The following is a 17901-nucleotide window of genomic DNA, read 5'->3' as shown; positions in this document are numbered from 1 at the left end:
ATATTGGGCGCAATACAGATCGTCAACAGTGGGAAAAAGGTCTGGTTTTGGCTTGGTGGTCCGGTGGGGCGGGCATGAGGGATGGGACAAAGAGCGACTCATGCCCGCCCGTCAATCTTTGTGAAACGGATTACGCAAATAGCGGTGCAATGCCCACCGGTCAGAATTCTGGGCCAGTTGATCTATGCGAGCACGTCACCTTAACCTCTTTGAGCGGGGCACGTGCTACTTGCCGGAGCTGCGCAGTGGTACAAAACAGCAGCAGGGGTAGTGGCGTATCAAGCGGTGGAACGGGTAGAGCCGTCTTTCGAGGAGATTTCCCTGCATTCTGGCGACAACCGGATCGCGGCTTTTGTGGTGGTTGAGGATAAGTTCGAACGTGTTGGGGTGCGCCGTATATGGGCTTCACCGTTGAGGTGGGCACGAGAATCACGACAAGGAACACGGAGGTGACATGCGTGGCGGCAATTGAGCAGGCAACGTGTTTGGTGGGTGTTTCGGAAAGTCCTGAGTGTGGATCATTGTCTACGTTAGTGCTGCAAGAGTGTCACGGTTAGCGCATGCGATGGCAAGCGGTTGGAATAAGGGATGGGTCGTTCAGCGGGCAGGCCCGGTTAGAGCCAAACTACTATCGGTTTTTGTGTGGCACAAAACCAAAGCTGCAAGCCCTGGCAATTCTGTTGGCACTTCTGAATGTTCCTCTGACCTATTTTATTCTCCACATCCCCAAAATCATCGTTGATGATGGTATTCAAGGAACCGGTTTTCCAAAAAATGTTTTCGGCATTGAACTCGATCAGGTTTTGTTTCTGATTTCGCTTTGTGTCGGGTTTTTGCTTCTGAACATTGCGTCCGGTTTCCTGAAGCTGAAACTCAACACGCTGATGGGGTACATTTCAGAAACAGGTTTGCGGGACCTTAGAATGGCGGTGCTGAAACATCTGCATGATGAAATCAATCGCGACATTCCAGTGAGCCAGAAATCACAGATCGTAATACCGGAAATGGAAGCCTTCGGGGGTTTCATAGGCGACTTTTCGACGATACCAGTGGTTCAGGTTTCCACAATGGGAACAATTGTGTTCTTCATGTTCGAACAAAGTCCGCTTTTGGGGTTGGCTGCAATTGCCATCATTCCGGCGCAGGCCATTGTTGTACCCATTTTACAAAAGCGCATCGTCAAGATCAAAAAGCTGAGGATAAAAATAGTACGAAATTTCGCCTCGGCGATCGAAATGCATGACGGCGGTGAATTTCGAAACGCTGCGCATTTGGGCGCTGATGCAGAGACTGCTTACAGGATATATACGAAGAACATCTTGAAGAACCGAATATTGCTGTATCGTGCAAAATATCTCCTGAAATTCATCAACAATCTATTGGCGAAGGCGACGCCTTTTCTGTTTTATCTGGTTGGCGGACTCTTGGTGATTAAGGGTGATATTACACTTGGGTCGCTCACGGCTGCGCTTGTGGCCTATCAACAACTCGATGAGCCTTGGCGCGTTTTGGTTCAATTCTTCCAGCGGCTAAGCACGACGAAGATGCAATATCAGCAGGTTTTGGCGAGAGTGGGGGCTAAAGGGGTCTAGCTCCTTTTCCAGGGCGTAGAAGTCACGTCCTGCCGCGTGGAGAGACTCTGAAATTTGATCCGGTGTTCATAGATTTTGAGATCAACGCGCAACCCTTTGAAGAGCGCCGGATGCGCGACGAGGGTGCTGCGGCGGTTGTGCAGGGTTGGAGTGATGTCGAGGCGAGATCGCTGGCGGTCGTGGTGATCAAAGACGATTTACGCGCCGCAATCTGCCTGGCTAAGGTGGTGCTGCACACCCGGGACTTCGTGGTGTACGTGAATTTGATGCTGGCGGAGGTCCGGGATACATGCCGCCCCGAACTGGACGGGGATCGCACGCAACAGATTTGCAGATGCGAGGGGCATTACGCGAGGAGTATTGTACCAATATGAAACCGCTCAACGCGCCGTTTCAGGCGATCTGATTGAGAAATTTCACGCCCCGCGGTATTGATCGCGCGCATTGCGCAAGCAGGGGGCTTTTGTTTTTGCTGAGCACCCCTGCAAGAGTTTCAAGATCAGGCCTTCCACCCCCATTTATAGTGGTGATGTTCAAAAGCCGGGTGCATACCTGTTTCGGCCAGACCCTCGACCATGAAACGGAAGAGTGAGCGCCAGTAAGGCTGTATGGTGACGCCTTCCTCCTGAATTAGCTCTTCCATCTTTTTTGCCACAGCGCGGCGCTTGTCGGCGTCCGCAATTGTCAGCGCTTCGGCCAGCAGCCTGTCGAACTCGGCACTTTCCCAGCCAAACTCGTTCCACGCCTCGCCCGACTTGTATGCCAATGCATGAATCTGCACGCCGAGGGGCCGGTGGTTCCAATTGGTTGAGCTGAATGGATACTTCGTCCAGTCATTCCAGAAAGTTGCGCCTGGCAATACGGTCCGTTTGACCTTGATGCCGGCATCCCGCAGTTGCGCAGCCGCTGCATCGGTTGTGTTTCGACGCCAGTCATCGTCGATTGAGAACAGCTCATGTTCAAAATCGCCCATTCCGGCCTCATCCATTAAGGCTTTTGCGGCCTCCGGGTCATACGGCATGGGGGGCAAAGGTGCGAATTCGGGATGCAGTGGCCCGACATGGTGATTTTCCGCTGTTTCGCCACGGTTCCCGTATCCAAGTTCCAGCAGAACCGCGTTACTGACGGCCATCTGGATTGCTTTGCGAACACGCTTGTCCGCATATGGTTTGATGCCATTGACCTCGGCCTGCTGGTTGGGGCGGATGACAATGGTGCTCATCGTGAGCACTTCCGATTTTTGGTACCCAAGACCATCCAGCACATCGATGAATTCGCCTACGGCTTCGTGGAGCATGTCCACTTCGCCGGATTCCAGCGCTGCCAGCCATGCGGCAGGATCGGTCCCATAGTCGATGTACTCAATTTTTTCCAACGCGGGCTTGCCGAAAACATCATTGCCCCACCAGGTATGTGCATCGTTGCGCACCAGCGTGCATTTGACGCCCACCTCGAACTCACTAATCAGATAAGGACCGGTGCCGATGGCATCTGTGACGTTGTTTTCGTCGAAGGATTCGTGAACGATTGCTGCGGGATAGTCCGACATGCCTGCAATCAGTGAAATGTCCGAGCCAGGAAGTGTCAGCTTGACTGTGTGATCATCGACCACTTTGACCATGTCTGGGCGGGCCTTATTCAGCGTCGGGTCCACCAGAATTGCAAAGCGGCCAGCCATTGAATTGGTTTCGATGTTCTTGTCGGTCCAGCCGCGTATGTTGCGGGCGACGTCTTCAGCTGTAAAATCGTCGCCGTTGTTCCACTTTACACCCTTGCGGACATGCAGGGTGTATTCGGTGGCATCGTCATTGACCTCCCAGCTGTCCAGCAGCATCGGGGTCAGCGACCCGTCCGGATTGTATTGCACCAGGTATTCAAGCGTTCCGCGGGTTTCGTTTCCCATTTCGGACCAGTCATAGGTCCGCGGGTCTTTCAGGGCGCGCACGTTCATCTGCACGCGCAGAACACCGCCATCCTTCTTTGTCCCTTCGGCGGCTGCGGGTCCGGGCAAGCCAATCAATCCGTAGGCTGCAACAGCGCTGATGCCCAGGCTGGTTGTCCGGGTCAGGAATTCACGACGGCTCAGTATGCCGGCCTTGTATTCCTGAACGTGCATATCGATGGCCCAGTGACGAACCGTATCCAATTTCTCTTTTTCCATAGTGAACGCCTTTCTTCGTCTCAAGAATTGCTATTGCCTGGTTTTGTTGGAGAGCATGTGATCTTGGCGCCCCGCCAATGGTGCCCGCCGCATTGGCGCGGTGAGGTCAGGCTGGACGAGCGCCATGTTTGTTCGACCTAACCTGGCAGGATTTCGGACAGCGGATAGCCCTGGCTCGGCAATGCCCCGGGCTGGAAGTCCTGAATTTCGATTGATGTTTCGACGGCTTTCAATGTCATGTTTGCCTTATGAATATGGCCTGCTTTTATGTCGGTCAGCGCTTGCTGCAGATGGGTGGCGGTTGGTTCGACCGGCAGCATCACGACCTTGATATCCAGTTCAATTCCGGCGTCGGCCATAACGGTGATGGCCTCGTCGACCTGTCCGTTTCGGATGAGCGCACCCGCTTGACTGATCGTTGGCGCGTGTTGATCTGTGGGTTGAAACCCGTCCCTGAAAAGCAGACCGCTTTCAACTGGAATGGCAAAGCCGACAGTATCTGGCAGTTTTATTGCAAATTCCGCAGCATGATCGTTGATCTCGTTATGCGCATTGGAAATCATGTCCCTGGCCAGGTCTGTATTCCCGTCAAACAAGGCCAGACGTGCAGCGTGAACACCATCCAGAATATGCTTGCCATTGGCTGGAACCCGAATGGATTGCCCGGAAGCTTGTTCCGTGTGCTCGCCTCCAGTTTTTGTTTCCGCAGCAGCGCTGGCAGGTTCAGCAAAACCGGTTGTTAAGGCAGCTGCTGTGACGATGGCAGCGGCGAAATTGGGATTGGGTTTCATGTTTTTCTCCTGATCACCCGCAGTCCTGGCTGCGGGTGACGGCAAGGTAAGGCACTGGCTTTACCTGTGCTTGAGGCGAGGTTTAAAGATTCTTGAAGTTTGGAAATCGCATGCAAACCCGCAAACCGGGTTTTGCATCCTCAAGTGACAGGATCACATTGTGGCGGTCCGCCACGGCTTTCACCAGTGCCAGCCCGAGACCACTCCCCGGAGTGGTCCTTGCCGCATCAAGGCGTATGAAAGGTTGCAGGACGCGATCGATGTCTCCGGCTGGAATACCAGGGCCGGTATCCCGGACAGACAGGGTCGGACCATCGGCGTCAGACGTTGCACGGATTGTGATTTTAGCCCCCACACCTGCATGTGCTGACGCGTTCGTGACCAGGTTGACAAGGGATTGCTGCAGCATGGAGGCATCTGCCATGACGGTCACGGGTGTGGCGTCTGCGACCAGGGATTGGTTTCTTTCTTCCGCCACAGGGCGCATGAAATCCGCAACCTGCTCGACCAGGCTCTGCAGGTCGACGCGTCTCATGCAATCTTTGCTAAGATCCGCCTCGATCATCGAGATACGCAACATGGTATCAAATATCGTGTTCAGGGATTCCGCCTCAGAGAGCGCCGCATCGATCGTGCTGCCTGGATCTTGGCCCATTGCGGTCTTTTCCATGATCTCATGTAGTGCGATCTGGAGACGGGACAGGGGTGTTTTCAGATCATGTGCGATGGCAGAAGCGTTTGATTTCATACCCGTCATCAGTCGCGACAGACGTTCCAGATTCTGGTTGACCCGGATCGCGACGCGATCGAACTGATCGTTGTTTTGGTAAACAGGAAGCCGAGCGCCGAGATCCCCGTCGGACACTTGAGCCAGTACGGCGTCCATCTCATGCAACCGGCGCATCGACACCCGGCTCGCCCAGAAACCAAGCGCCAGGATGGCAATCCCATTGACCATCGCAAACAACACCAGGCCGCAGGTAACGCGTTTTACGGCCAACCGGATCGGATCATCTCTGCGCCCGATTATCAAAGTCATGCCGTCCAGCTTGCGCACATTCAGAATATGTCTGCCTGCGACACGCCCTCCGGTCAGCGTGCTCAGGTCCTGTTCGGCAACACCCACGAAGTCGGGCGCAATCGAAATCGGTCCCGTTAGTGTAATACCATTCACATCCAACAGTGATGTCACGCGCCTTGAAGGTTCCGAGACCCGCTGCATTTGCTGAAGCGTGGCGACCAGCCCGGCTCGGCCATCGGTCTGGTAAATGTCCCCCAAAAGCAGGCTTTCGCCTTCGTTCTGGCCGTGAATTTCATTGACCAGCGTGTTTTCAAGCAGCTGAACCAATACCCACCCGCTCAGTGCAAACATCGCCGCAAAACAGGCCAAAGCCCGCAATGCAAGCTTGAATGGCAGCCCGCGAAAAATCTCACCGGGGGGCACGGATCGTGTATCCCATATTGCGGATTGTGTGGATCAGAGCGGTATCAAATGGCTTATCGACCTTCTGACGCAATTTGCTGATATGGGTTTCGACGATTGTAGATCCAGGATCGAAGGCGAAGTCCCAGACTTTCTCCAGGATCATCGTGCGGCTAATGACCCGGTCGGGGTTGTCCATCAGAAAATGCAGCAGTGCGAACTCTTTGTTGAGCAATTCAATTCTCTGGCCCTGTCTTTTCGCGGTGCGCGAAAGAAGATCGAGCTGTAGGTCATGCACCTGAATGACCGTTTCCTGTGTGGCCTGCTTGGGACGTCGAGAAAGAACCGTGATCCGGGCGAGCAATTCAGAAAAGTGAAACGGTTTGACCATGTAGTCGTCACCGCCGACCATCAATCCTTCGACGCGATCATTGACATCGGAAAGGGCGGTCAGGAAGATTATCGGCAATTCGCGGTCAGCCGCACGAAGTGCCTTGACCACTGACAGGCCATCCATGCCGGGAAGCATTCTGTCCACGATGGCAATATCAGCTTTGTTGTACAAGCAGTAGGTTAAAGCTTCGCGCCCGTCTTCAACCCAATCTACGGTATAACCGTTTTCAATCAGCCCCTTGCGAATATACTTGGCCGATTTTGCATCATCTTCCACCAGAAGTATTTTCATGTCAGCTTGATAGGCTAAATCCGCCGCACCGGAAAGTTAAACCGTAACGGTGGATCGCGTTTTCAGCGCATCCTCAAGGCCCCAATTCCAAGCTGACCGGCAAGCGTGAGCGGCAAGGGGTTTGCGATGCGCACGGCAAGTCTTCCGCGCCCCGAGCCGCTTCAGCGTGCGGATTGCCGCCACGCCCATTCCGGCGCAAACGGTCGCTCCGGCTTCTGCCTGCCTCAGTGCAAAGGCAATCTGCGCATTGCTGAATTGTTTCTTCAGCATCGGTCCACGCCTTCTTTTGCCGGAAATGTACCCAGAAACGCGCCCTCAGCTCGGACCGGATTCAGGGGTCAGGATCACCCTGTTCATGCAGCGTTTTGAGCGCAAGGTCGAAGCGTTTCTCGTCTTTGACTTGCATCCTGGGGTCGAAAGGTTTCGGGGCCTCTTCGGTGGAGTTCAGACTATCGTATTCAAAAAAGCAAGCAATCGCCTTAAGGTTGTAAAGATAGAGAATAAATCACTTTAAGCTTGAAAATTTGTCTTACGCTAGGTAACTTAGCGTCGCTAACAATTCTGACGGATGGTTCCTATGAAGGCTCTACTTGTAGGTATTATCGCTTTCTTGGCGGTAGTTGTTTTGGGTTTGATGGCAGATCGGGTGTTGAACTTCGTGTCTTGGAATAAGAAACCCAAGAAGATACCGGACAAAGAGGACTATAGATCCCTTCTTGACAATACGGGCAGGTAGGCACGCCGGGATTATCTCGCCTGTGTTTGAAACCCTGACGCGTGAGATCAGGTTCGGGCACGGATAATTCCATGTTCGCCTTGGCAGTCCTGTCCGGAAAGCGCAACGATCCGCCGGGGGTGGGCAATTTGGTATATGAGGTTGAGGAAGTTTGATTTGTTTTCGGTGGTGATCTGAACGTGTATCTTGAACATGAAGGCATTGGCCGCTGTATTTTCTGAAAACTCTGCAAACGGGAATGTGTCGGCCACCCGGGTGGTTTCCTGTGTGGTCATCGGAATGGCGACTTTGTGCCTTCTTGATTTCCAGGTCATGTCAGGTGAAGGCCCTTCACAAACAAGGAGTTACGCGGATGCAATGCGATTTGACGTCCGGTATGCGCACACCGACATGATTGAGCCGGTTGTTCGGCGGCAGGTTGCCGTGCAAAAAGCATTCCATTGAACCAATCCAACTAACTGGTTAGAAATGCAATTGTTCTGAATAGAAAATAGGTTGTCATACATGCCCGTTCCAAAAACCGCTGTTGCAAAGAGAGACGCAGAAGTAACTCGAAAGAACATTCTGGAGGCTGCGACAATCGAGTTTTCGGAAAAGGGATTCGCGGGCGCGCGCGTGGACCTGATCGCGAGCAGATCGGGTGCCAACAAGAATATGCTGTACCATTATTTTGGGAACAAAGAGGCTCTGTTTACCGCAGTTCTGGAAAATGCCTATGGAGGGCTGAGAGCGCGGCAGCGTGCGGTCAAGTTGGGCGGGTTGTCGCCCGAGGATGCCCTCCATGAATTGGGCAGCGCTACTTTTGATGCATTTGTTGAGATGCCTCACTTGATCCGGTTGCTGAACAGCGAGAATCTGTTGAACGGTGTGCATGCCAAGCAGAGTGACCTGATCAATGAGATGTACGATCCGTTATTTGCGGCTCTTTCAACGGTATTGGAAGACGGTGTGAAGGCCGGGTGCTTCCGGCCCGGAATCGATCCCACAAATCTTTATATCTCAATGGCTTCGCTTGTTTACCATTATGTCTCCAACCATGCGACATTGGAAATCATCGTAAAGCGAGATCTGATGTCCGACGAGAATCTAAGAGCACGAAAGGCGCATGTGCTCGAGATGATATTGCGCTTCTGCACAAGTAAGAGCTCACTGGCAAGCTGATATTGAAGGTTAGCAAGCAAGGGTATTTGGTGTTTGGCGTCCCAATTGCGGGCGCAAGTTGGAGCCATCGCTGAGCGTCGCCTCCCGACCAGAGTGAAGGGCAGACCCATTGCAGGTCAGGCCTGTCGAAGGCGGCGTCTTTTGATGCCGCGGTCGATCCGAAAGCTCGGAGACCGATGCGGCCGCGGGAGGTGTTTTCGAGCGGCATCGCCGGGCCTTTGCTCGTGGAGCATGGGTCCCGGTTTTTTGTTGACGCGAGAACTTGAAGGGCTTTTGGAGCTTCGGATATCTCGTGCCACCAGGTGCGGGATGATGTTGACCTGTGATGTCCGCGATGCATTTCGGGAAAACCCATCGGATGCCGCAGTCGAAATCTTCTGTCCCGGTCGCATCGTCGTCGAAATGCATCGAACTGTCGGCGTCCAAATTTTCCCGGGGGATCTATATCACGACGATACCGTGTGGTTCATTTTTCAACGCCTGCCAAATGCTCAAGGCTGTAAGCATCGATGTTTTTGGGTTGGTTGAGGAGGGGTTGCCTACGATTTCAATGGCAATGCGACCAAAAGTTCCTTCGAAAATGAGTTGATGCCGGTTCTTTGTTGCAAACGGGTCTGCCACCAGGCTTACGGTGGTGTTGTCAAACCCAACACCAGCCAGGGCAACTGTTGCGCAGACATTGGCATTCTTGGGGAAATCCGCAGCAGCTTCACGTGCAGTGCCACGATAGAATGTGGTCGGTGACTCCAGGTTTTCCAGGTCAACCAGTTCTTCAGCGCGTGTGCCGTTCCAGGCGATCGCTGGTTTGCAGCCCAGGTAGTCGACCTTGGTCAATCCGGCATGTCGTGCGGCCGCCAGTCCGTCAATTCCTGCAATGGCGCCCGCTGGAATAATCACGCGTTGGCCGGAAGCCATGGCCGCGGCTGAAATCCGGTCAAAAAGGTCCTTATCGGCAAATGCGCCGGTGGAGGCGGTGATCAGGCTGCATCCGCTGGCCAGAATGGTTTCTCCATATTGAGCCAGCGCTTCATGGCCAGCACAATCCAAAACCACGTTTATTTCCGGTGCAAGAAATTCTGTAATACTGGTTGTTATGCGTCGCGATCCCACGAGATTTCTTTCACTCTCAGTTATCGGTCGGTTCCTGACCAGGACACTGGAGCAACAAATATTCTCATTGGTTTCGTCATTCGCCAGTTGCAGGATTGTTCGAGAGACATCTCCCAAACCAATCACACCAAAATTGAGCATAGCTGAGTACCTTATGTGTTGAAGCGGCCAGTTTTGAAGTTGCTGGTTCTCGGCCTTTATATAAATCACTAACTAGTTAGTCTATAGAATACACGAAAAGAAGAGGGAACAAATTCCGTTGACAAGAATGAACTAACCTGTTAGTTAAGAAAAATGGAAACTCAAGATCTGCTTTCGTCGGCAGGAACCATCGAGTTGAAGAAGGGTTTCGCAAGAAGGGACGAAAATTTCAGAAAGGGGTCGAAAACCACTCACGGAACTCGACTAGAAGCCCACTTGCGAAACCCGAAATAAACAATGTCAGCGTCACACAGGTGACGTGTTTGGGAGGAGAAACCATGAAAACAATCAACTGGCTCAAGGGCGCGCACCGTTTGGCGTTTGCGGCGGGTTTGGTTGCTGCGGTGTCGGCAACCGGAACTATGGCGGCGGAGTATGTTGCAAAAATCGGCCACGTCGAAAATCCCGATCAGCCGCGCCATATTATGCTGGAGAAAGTGGCGAGCCTGGTGAATGAGCGCACCGATGGCGCTGTCGAATTTATCATCTTTCCATCCAGTCAGCTGGGCAAGCAGCGCCAGTTAAACGAGAGTGTGCAGCTGGGCACAATTGAAGGTACGGTTTCGGCCACGTCCTGGATGGCCGGGTTTAACCCGCTGGTCACGATTTTGGACATTCCCTTCTTCCTGCCAACTGATGCGGATGATGCGCAGGAATTGCGAACCGGTGAATTTGGTACGGAATTGCTGGCGACCTTCGATGATCGTGGCTTTCATGCTGTTTCCTTCTGGCCTTTCGGGTTCAAGAACTTCACCTCCAACTCCCCGATTAAAAACGTCTCTGACCTCGAGGGTCAGAAGTTCCGGGTGATGGATTCGAAGATCCTGCTCGAACAGTTTTCGGCATTTGGCGCCTCGGCCATTGTGTTGCCATTTGGCGAGCTGTACACTTCTTTGCAAAACGGGGTCGTTGATGGCCAGGAAAACCCGTTGACATCGATCATCTCGATGAAGTTCTACGAAGTTCAGGATTATCTGATCCTTTCGGAGCATGGCGCGATCGAGGATGTGATTGTGTTCAACCCGGCATGGTGGGCAAGCCTGCCGGTTGAATACCAGGACGTGATCAGCCAGGCCTTCCAGGAAGTGGTGCCTGAACTTCGTGATCTTTATGCCGCGAGGAAAGAAGCTGGCATCGAACTGATCCGCCAAAGTGGCACGACTGTACAGCAACTTTCAGAAGAGCAAAAGCAGGTGCTGCGCAATATGTCTTTTGCATCAACCCGGGACGTCTATCTTGCTGACAACGGCGAAAAGGCGGCAGAGTTGATGAATCTCTATGAGGCAGAATACAAAGCGATCACGGAATAAGTCCTGACCGGAAACTGGTCCTGACCGGACCTCATCATACAGCACCCGGAGTTCTGGATTGGGGCTCTGGGTGTGAAACCTGCAACTCAGAGGCAAAGAGATGAAACGTTTGGAGCGCGGCGCAGTCGTATTCTTATATGCTTTGATGGTGTTGTTTTTTGCATCAAACGTGATTGCGCGAGAAATTGCACCAAAACTGGCGGTCCACCTGTCCTGGACAGAAGAGGCTTCCCGTCTGGCGATGATCTGGGGCGTGTTCCTGGTTTCCGGAATTACGCTTGAACGGGGTCGGCATATCGCGATGACGACGTTGCTTCTGACCTTCCCGCCCGGGCTGCAACGATGGATCGAACGGCTGATCAATCTTATCGGGCTCGTGTTTTTTGTCTATCTCGCCTTTCTGGCAGGCAAACTGACCCTGTTCGTGTACAGGACCGGCCAGACAAGCCCGTCCCTGGGCATATCGAACATGTTCCTCTATCTCGCGCCAGCAATTGGCTTCACGCTTATTGCGCTGAGGTATCTCGCTGGTTTGCTCGGGCGCAAACAATGGCGGACGCTGCCATATGAGCACAATTAAGGATCTCTGACATGTTGTTACTCATCATCGGTCTGGCAATTGCACTCTTCATACTTGGCTTTGAGATGGTTCTTGTGCTTGGTGTGCCCACTTTCCTGCTCAAGGAAACATTCTTTGGCAAATTGCCGGACGAGGTTCTGTTGCAGAAGATTGTCGGCGGTATCAATCACCCGACCTTGCTGGCAATTCCATTCTTCATCCTGGCCGCGGAGGCCATGACAACCGGTCAGATCGCCTCCAGGCTCACGGGGCTTGTGCGGTCCTTTCTCGGGCACCGCCGGGGCGGGATCGGCAACAGTACCGTCGGAAGTTCGATGGTTTTTGGTGCCGTGTCCGGCTCTGCTGCTGCCACGGTGGCTGCAATTGGCAAAATCATGTATCCGGAGCTGAAAAAGGCAGGCTACAACGATAAATTCAGTCTCGGGGTTATCGTCTCCAGTGCGGAAACCGCGATGTTGATCCCACCCAGCATTACAATCATCATTTATGGCTGGCTCACCGGCACTTCGATTACAAAACTATTTGCGGCAGGCCTGGTGATCGGGGTGCTGCTGGGTGTTTTCTTCGGCCTGTATGTCTATTGGGAAACCGGACGTCAAAACGCAGCCAATGCAGATCGGGTGCTGTGGCGGGAAAGGTGGACCGCTGTAAAAGGCGCATCCTGGGCGCTGGGTCTTCCCGTGATTATCCTTGGCGGGATCTATTCCGGCTATTTCACGGCGACGGAGGCGGCCAGTGTCAGCGTGGTCTATGCAATTCTGGTGGAGGCTTTTGTCTATCGCGAACTGACCTGGGAAAAGCTGTTCAACATCTTCGAGCGGGCTGCAATCACGACTTGCGTCATTTTTGTGCTGATTGGCATGGGGAGCGTGCTCTCCTATTTCCTGACGCTCTTTCAGCTTCCTCATTTGCTGCAGGCGTTCATCACGGATTTGGGGGCAGGACCTCTCACCTTCCTGCTGTTCGTCAATATCGTGTTTTTGATCGCAGGCATGTTCATTGATCCGAGCTCAGCGATGCTCATTCTGATTCCACCGCTTTATCCGATCGCAGTCATCCTGGGGATCGACCCGGTTCATTTCGGTATGGTGGTCACGCTGAACATCGGTATCGCCATGATCACGCCTCCGTTTGGACTTGATATATATGTTGCTTCCTCGACGCTGAACAAGCCTGTCCTGGATGTGATATCTGGTGTCTGGCCATTCCTTCTGGTCAACTTTGCTGCGTTGGCCGTGGTGACGCTGCTGCCACAAGTGTCAACGTTTTTCCCAAGCTTGTTAGGCCTCTAGCCGCAGCACATGCCGGCGTGATCCGGCCAGCGGGCTGTTCACAACCGCAGATCAAAGACCATTCAGCCCGGGCAGTTTGCCTGCCCGGGCGCATCCACTCCGAACATACGGGAAGCACGTAATGTCCGAATTTTATACAGCGTTGCCCATGATGATCCTTCTACTTGCAATTGGAGGATTTGCAGGCGTTCTCGCAGGCCTGTTGGGTGTCGGAGGGGGTATTGTTTTGGTGCCCGCGTTTTACTACGCCTTCAGTTATCTGGGGTACGAAAGCCCGCAGTTGATGCAAATCTGCTTGGGCACATCGCTGTCCACAATTGTATTCACCTCGATCCGCTCTGCCTTGTCTCACAATAAGAAGGGCGCGGTGGATTGGGCCATTCTCAAGACCTGGGCACCCGGAATCGCGATTGGGTCAGTGGCGGGAATGCTGGCCGCAACCGAGCTGCGCAGCACGACGCTGATGCTGATCTTTGGGTGCCTGGGCATTGTCATAGGGCTGTATCTGGCGTTTGGCCGCTCTGAATGGCGACTGGGTGGCAACATGCCGGGCGGAGTCCGGTGCGCCTTAATGAGCCCGGTCATGGGGTTTATGTCAACGTTGATGGGGATTGGCGGTGGCAGTTTTGGGGTTCCCCTGATGAGCCTTTACGGGGTTCCGATCCACCGTGCTGTTGCGACCGCCGCAGGGTTTGGAGTGGTGATTGCAATCCCGTCCGTACTTGGATTCCTGATTGCACAGCCTGCGCCGGTAAATTTACCGCCCTATACGATTGGCTACGTCAACGTCGTGGCGTTTTTTCTGGTTGTTTGCATGACGCTTTTGACAACGCCTTTTGGTGTGAAAATCGCTCATGCGATGGATCCAAAGCCGCTGAAGCGGGTTTTTGCCTTCTTCCTGATGGCGGTTGCGGTGAACATGCTTCGAAAGGCAATTTTGACCTGACCTTCCTGGCTGGCTGACACAACAAAAACAAATCCAACGCAGAGAGACCTGGCCAAAAAGCGCGTGCAGCTCTGTGCGGCCGCCCCTGATTGTCTGGGTGCTCCACGTTCCGGAAAATTTGTTTGTCCGCAATCGGGATGATTGAATCACTTGACTTAACTGACTGGTTAGTTATATATTGAGCCATAAGCGGGCCGCGGCGATTTTGAACTGGATCGAACGCCCCCAAATCCGGGAGAAAACAATGAGCAAGAATTTGGGAGTCGGTGCGTCTCTTCTTCGGAAAGAAGACAAACGCCACCTCGCAGGACGTGGAGAGTTCACGTCTGATCTGGATATTCCCGGTACATGGGAAGTGGCATTTGTGCGCAGTCCCATCGCACATGGCAAGATCCTCGAGATCGAAGCCCCCGCCGGTTTCAGCGGCCATTTTTTCACCCATGATGATTTTCCGGACATCAAGCCAATCAGGTCCATTCCGGAGACCCCGGGATTTCGCCCGTCTTCTTACCATTGTTTTGCAAAGGACAAGGTGCGTTTCGTGGGGGAGGTTGTGGCTGTTTGCGTTGCGCCGACGAGGGGCGAAGCAGAGGACATGGCCCAGGCGTGTTTTGTTGAATACGAAGAGTTGCCGGCAGTTGTGGATTCACTGCAGGCCCTGGAGCCCGACACGGTGCTGCTGCACGACGATTGGGAGAAGAACTCCTTTATCGAAACGTCTCTGGATGTCGGGGATATTGACGCGGTGTCAGCTTCCGCCCCAATTGTCATCGAGCGGGAATTCAGGATGAACCGGCACTCTGGTGTGCCCATGGAAGGCCGGGCCGTGTTGACGTACTGGGATCACCGGCTCGATGAGCTGGTTGTCTATAGTTCGACGCAGTTTCCGCATCAGATTCGGGCAGGTTTGGCCCAGCATCTCGATATCCAGGAACGCCAGATGCACGTCATTGCACCTGATGTTGGCGGTGGCTTCGGGATCAAGAATATTCTGTATCCGGAAGAAATCATCCTGTCTGCCCTGGGCATGAAGCTGGATCACCCGGTCCGTTGGGTCGAGGACCGCCGCGAGCATTTCGTCTCCGCCATCCATGCGCGGGAGCACCTGCATCGGATTAAGGCATACGCCGATCGCGAAGGTCGAATCCTGGGTGTTGATGCGGACGTTTACGTTGATGCCGGGGCTTATTCGCACTGGCCGAACAGCCCGTTCATGGAAACCGGCATGGTCATGAAAAATATTCCTGGCCCTTACGATTTCCGAAATTACCGGGCCAGATCTCATACTGTTGCAACAAACAAGCCGCCAATTGGTCCTTACCGCGGAGTGTCGCGCCCTGCTGCGTGTTTCACGATCGAGCGTATCATTGATGAAATTGCCCACGCCGTTGGCAAGGAACCCTTTGAAGTTCGCATGATGAACATGGTGAAAAAGGACCAGATGCCCTACCGCACAGTGACCGACCTGCTCTACGACGGGGGCGACTACGGTGAATGTGTGCGGCAGACCAAGGAGCTCATTGATCTGGAGGCTGTTCGCGAGCGTCAGAAGGCGCCCGAGGCCGATGGTCGTCTCATCGGGGTTGGGTTTGCCAGTTTCACCGAACAGACCGCTCACGGTTGTGGGGAATGGGTGACGCGTGGCGTGCATGTCATTCCCGGGTTTGAATCCTGCACCGCACGGCTGATGACAGACGGATCTCTGCACCTGCTGGTGGGAATTCAGTCGCATGGTCAGGGGCTGGAAACCTCGCTTGCGCAAGTTGCAAATCAGGAGCTTGGCATTGATCCGGACAGGGTTTCGGTACGCCATGGTGACACATCGATCAGCCCGTTCGGGATGGGCACATTTGCATCGCGCAGCATGGTGATGGCCGGTGGTGCCGTTGCGCGCGCCTGTCGCACGATAAAGGCAAAAATGGCAGAAATCGCCGCGCATATGCTGCAGTGCAAACCTGATCAGGTCTCCTTTTCCGATGGGGCGCTGCATGGTCCGACGGGTGCCAGCGTGACCCTCGAACAGATCGGGCATGCGGGCTATCTGCGCCAGGACGGTTTGCCTTCCGGGATGGATCCGATGATCGAAGCTGTCGAGACCTACGAACCCAATATCGCCACAGGCGTATTTTGCTATTCGACGCAGGCTGCTGTTGTTGCCGTGACACCCGAAACCGGAGCGGTTGAGATTATCGACTACGCCGTGGTCGAAGATGCAGGCACTCTGGTTAATCCCATGATTGTCGATGGTCAGATTCATGGTGGCGTCGCCCAGGGAATCGGGACGGCACTGTTCGAAGAGATTCCCTACAGCGATGAAGGTCAGCCCCTGGCCACGACATTTGCCGATTACATCATGCCCGGGGCCGCTGAGGTTCCCCACATTAAAATCGGGCACATGTGTACGCCAACCGAACATACCGAATACGGGATGAAAGGTATGGGAGAGGGGGGTGCCATTTCTCCACCCGCAGCAATTGCCAACGCAATCCGCGACGCTCTGAGCCAAACAGGTGCCGAGCTCAATGAAACCCCGATGACGCCGCGCCGGGTCAAGGCGGCTATCGACGCGGCACAAAGCAAGGTTTAACCCGATGAAATCCTCTCCTTTTGATCATGTATTTGTTGACACTGTGGACCAGGCTGTCGCTTTGCTCGCAGATACGTCGTGTTATTCGAAGCTCCTGGCCGGCGGCCAGACATTGGGCCCCATGATGAACCTGCGATTGGTTCATGTCGAACGCCTGGTCGATATCTCCCGCATCGCATCGCTGAAAGAGGCGCGTGTGGAAGAGGATGACTTTGTTGTCGGCGGCGGCGTGCGCCACTGCGATTTCGAAGACGGTACCGTAGGGGATGCAACCCAGGGCCTGATGCGGCGGGTGGCCTCGGGCATTGCTTATCGGGCGGTGCGCAACAGGGGTACGATTGGCGGCAGCCTTGCCCATAGCGACTCCGCAGCGGAATGGCCCAATGTGATGGCCGCGCTTGACGCGAAAGTCATGCTGTTGGGGCCCAAGGGAACCCGGACCTTACCCTTTGCTGAGTTCGGGCATGGTGCGCTTCACACTGATCTGGCCAGCGATGAAATCATTGTGTCCGTCAGTCTGCCACAGCTCTCCGATGACGCGCGATGGGGGTTTCATAAAGAATGCCAGAAAGTCGGTGAGTTTGGCGAAGCGATTGCCGTTGTGGTTCTGGACCCGGCCAGAAATCTCTTCAGCGCGGTTGTTGGCGGCGTCGAGCTGTTCCCGCGCAAGCTGGTCAACACAAGCGCCTATCTTTTTCGGGCCTTTTACTTACGGGAATATGTCAGGGACGAATTGCTGACGGCATTCCATGCGGATTTGCAAGAGTCAAACGCGCAGGTCGATGAGTATTGCCGTTCGCTTTACGGCTATTCGCTGGATCGCGCAGCCCGGGAGGCTTTCAAATGAAGAAATTCATCACAATCAACGTTAATGGTCAGGACGTCGAATGCGCAGTCGAAGGCCGTACGACCCTTGGTGATTTTATTCGAAACGAGGCGAAACTAACCGGAACGCACCTGGGGTGTGAACACGGGGTTTGTGGTGCCTGTACCGTGCTCGTGGATGGCCGCCCGATGCGCTCCTGCATCACGTTTGCCGCCTCGCTGGACGGTGCCCATGTGACCACGACCGAGAAACTTGGCCAGGATCGGATTGGCGCGGTGCTTCGTGAAGCCTTTCACGAGGCGCACGGGCTGCAATGCGGGTTCTGCACGCCGGGCATGCTGGTGACTTGCCGCGATATTCTGGCTCGGCACAAGAATCCCTCCGAGGAAACGATCCGCTATGAGCTGAGTGGCAATATCTGCCGATGCACTGGGTACATGAATATCGTCGCTGCGGTGAAACTGGCGGCGCAACGACTGAATTCCGATGAGGTGAAGTGA

The 17901-nt window shown here is 54.1% G+C and carries 17 protein-coding genes; 10 read left to right on the top strand and 7 right to left on the bottom strand.

Annotation, left to right across the window (positions count from 1 at the left end):
• Positions 1-560 precede the first annotated feature (560 nt).
• Complete coding sequence (locus GOW92_RS22895) at positions 561-1592, top strand: ABC transporter ATP-binding protein (protein ID WP_170565540.1); 1032 nt, start codon at positions 561-563, stop codon at positions 1590-1592.
• Between the two features lie 62 nt (positions 1593-1654).
• Complete coding sequence (locus GOW92_RS22890; protein ID WP_170565537.1) at positions 1655-1966, top strand: hypothetical protein; 312 nt, start codon at positions 1655-1657, stop codon at positions 1964-1966.
• A gap of 125 nt (positions 1967-2091) precedes the next feature.
• Here GOW92_RS22890 and GOW92_RS22885 read toward each other — a convergent pair whose 3' ends face one another.
• From GOW92_RS22885 to GOW92_RS22860, 6 genes are all read right to left on the bottom strand, one after another.
• Positions 2092-3753, bottom strand: coding sequence for an ABC transporter substrate-binding protein (locus GOW92_RS22885; protein ID WP_170565534.1), 1662 nt, complete (start codon positions 3751-3753; stop codon positions 2092-2094).
• Positions 3754-3890: 137 nt separating this feature from the next.
• Entirely contained in the window at positions 3891-4544 is a 654-nt protein-coding gene (locus GOW92_RS22880) for a YfdX family protein (protein WP_170565531.1), read from the bottom strand.
• An 82-nt stretch (positions 4545-4626) separates the two neighbouring features.
• A complete protein-coding gene (locus tag GOW92_RS25400) occupies positions 4627-5988 on the bottom strand; it encodes a HAMP domain-containing sensor histidine kinase (protein WP_170565527.1) in 1362 nt (453 codons plus the stop codon).
• A complete protein-coding gene (locus tag GOW92_RS22870) occupies positions 5975-6652 on the bottom strand; it encodes a response regulator transcription factor (RefSeq protein ID WP_170565524.1) in 678 nt (225 codons plus the stop codon). The genes GOW92_RS25400 and GOW92_RS22870 overlap by 14 nt, the downstream gene beginning before the upstream one ends.
• Before the next feature lie 36 nt (positions 6653-6688).
• A complete protein-coding gene (locus tag GOW92_RS24795; RefSeq protein ID WP_217356573.1) occupies positions 6689-6922 on the bottom strand; it encodes a hypothetical protein in 234 nt (77 codons plus the stop codon).
• A gap of 513 nt (positions 6923-7435) precedes the next feature.
• Positions 7436-7663 (bottom strand): hypothetical protein, encoded by a 228-nt coding sequence (locus tag GOW92_RS22860; RefSeq protein ID WP_170565518.1) that lies wholly within the window; start codon positions 7661-7663, stop codon positions 7436-7438.
• A 229-nt stretch (positions 7664-7892) separates the two neighbouring features.
• On the opposite strand from GOW92_RS22860, the gene GOW92_RS22855 reads away from it, so the two are divergent.
• Positions 7893-8549, top strand: a complete 657-nt coding sequence (locus GOW92_RS22855; protein WP_170565515.1) for a TetR/AcrR family transcriptional regulator — start codon at positions 7893-7895, stop codon at positions 8547-8549.
• Between the two features lie 441 nt (positions 8550-8990).
• Here the strand turns inward: GOW92_RS22855 and GOW92_RS22850 are convergent, their stop codons facing one another.
• Entirely contained in the window at positions 8991-9800 is an 810-nt protein-coding gene (locus tag GOW92_RS22850) for an aspartate dehydrogenase (RefSeq protein WP_170565512.1), read from the bottom strand.
• 338 nt (positions 9801-10138) lie between these two features.
• Here GOW92_RS22850 and GOW92_RS22845 point away from each other — a divergent pair, with 338 nt between their 5' ends.
• From GOW92_RS22845 to GOW92_RS22815, 7 genes are all read left to right on the top strand, one after another.
• Positions 10139-11170 carry a TRAP transporter substrate-binding protein gene (locus GOW92_RS22845; RefSeq protein WP_170565510.1) on the top strand — a complete coding sequence of 344 codons (1032 nt, stop codon included), beginning with the start codon at positions 10139-10141 and terminating at the stop codon, positions 11168-11170.
• A gap of 100 nt (positions 11171-11270) precedes the next feature.
• Positions 11271-11750 (top strand): TRAP transporter small permease, encoded by a 480-nt coding sequence (locus tag GOW92_RS22840; RefSeq protein ID WP_170565506.1) that lies wholly within the window; start codon positions 11271-11273, stop codon positions 11748-11750.
• A gap of 11 nt (positions 11751-11761) precedes the next feature.
• Positions 11762-13042, top strand: coding sequence for a TRAP transporter large permease (locus GOW92_RS22835; protein WP_170565503.1), 1281 nt, complete (start codon positions 11762-11764; stop codon positions 13040-13042).
• 121 nt (positions 13043-13163) lie between these two features.
• Entirely contained in the window at positions 13164-13988 is an 825-nt protein-coding gene (locus GOW92_RS22830; RefSeq protein WP_170565500.1) for a sulfite exporter TauE/SafE family protein, read from the top strand.
• A gap of 244 nt (positions 13989-14232) precedes the next feature.
• A complete protein-coding gene (locus GOW92_RS22825; protein WP_170565496.1) occupies positions 14233-16575 on the top strand; it encodes a xanthine dehydrogenase family protein molybdopterin-binding subunit in 2343 nt (780 codons plus the stop codon).
• Positions 16576-16579: 4 nt separating this feature from the next.
• Entirely contained in the window at positions 16580-17422 is an 843-nt protein-coding gene (locus GOW92_RS22820; protein ID WP_170565493.1) for an FAD binding domain-containing protein, read from the top strand.
• Positions 17419-17901 carry a (2Fe-2S)-binding protein gene (locus tag GOW92_RS22815; protein ID WP_170565490.1) on the top strand — a complete coding sequence of 161 codons (483 nt, stop codon included), beginning with the start codon at positions 17419-17421 and terminating at the stop codon, positions 17899-17901. Before GOW92_RS22820 ends, GOW92_RS22815 begins: the two co-directional genes overlap by 4 nt.

This window comes from Ruegeria atlantica (assembly GCF_013032505.1).
GTDB lineage: Bacteria > Pseudomonadota > Alphaproteobacteria > Rhodobacterales > Rhodobacteraceae > Ruegeria > Ruegeria atlantica_F.
This window is presented reverse-complemented; position numbering and strand designations above follow the sequence as displayed.